This window comes from Thiorhodococcus minor (assembly GCF_010820565.1).
GTDB lineage: Bacteria > Pseudomonadota > Gammaproteobacteria > Chromatiales > Chromatiaceae > Thiorhodococcus > Thiorhodococcus minor.
This window is the reverse complement of record NZ_JAAIJQ010000306.1, coordinates 1-783: the sequence shown is the minus strand read 5'-3', so window position 1 is coordinate 783 and position 783 is coordinate 1. Positions and strand designations below refer to the sequence as shown.

Sequence of the window (783 nt, the reverse complement as noted above, 5' to 3'; positions counted from 1 at the left end):
AAGAAGGCCGTGAAGAAGGCCGTGAAGAAGTGGCGCGCAATCTACTGGCCATGAGCCTACTGACTGATGAGCAGATTGCCACCGCCGCCGGCTTGACGCAAGCAGCGGTCAAAGCGCTGCGGGATGCGGCCGGATGAGCCCGGCGACCAGCGACAACCCCGTCATCTTCATCGCCGGCCACCGCGGCATGGTCGGCAGCGCCATCGCCCGCCAGCTGGAGGCCCAGGGCCCAGATCAAGCCGAGCTCCTCACCGCCAGCCGCGCCGAGCTCGATCTGCTCAACCAGCAAGCGGTCAACGCCTTCTTCCAACAGCACCAGATCGACCAGGTCATCATCGCCGCCGCCAAAGTCGGCGGCATCCAGGCCAACAACAGCCTACCGGCCGAGTTCATCTACCAAAATCTGATGATCGAGGCCAACCTCATCCACGCGGCCCATCAGGCCGACATCCAACAGCTGCTGTTCCTTGGCTCCTCGTGCATCTACCCGCGCGAAGCCCCGCAGCCGATGGCCGAGGACGCGCTCCTGACCGGCCCACTCGAGCCCACCAACGAGCCTTATGCCATTGCCAAGATCGCCGGCATCAAGCTCTGCGAGAGCTACAACCGCCAATACGGGCGCGACTACCGCAGCGTCATGCCGACCAACCTCTATGGCCCCGGTGACAACTTCCACCCCGAGCACAGCCATGTCATCCCGGCGCTGCTCAGACGCTTCCATGAGGCCACCCAGCGCAACGCCCCCGAGGTCGTCATCTGGGGCAGCGGCACCCCCAAGCGCGA

Annotated in this window: 1 protein-coding gene; it reads left to right on the top strand. The window is 64.9% G+C overall.

Translation table 11 applies throughout. The annotated features are described in order from the left end of the window. Positions 1-133: 133 nt before the first annotated feature. Positions 134-783: GDP-L-fucose synthase family protein (locus G3446_RS27095; RefSeq protein ID WP_164456742.1), on the top strand; the 650-nt coding region annotated here is incomplete at its 3' end.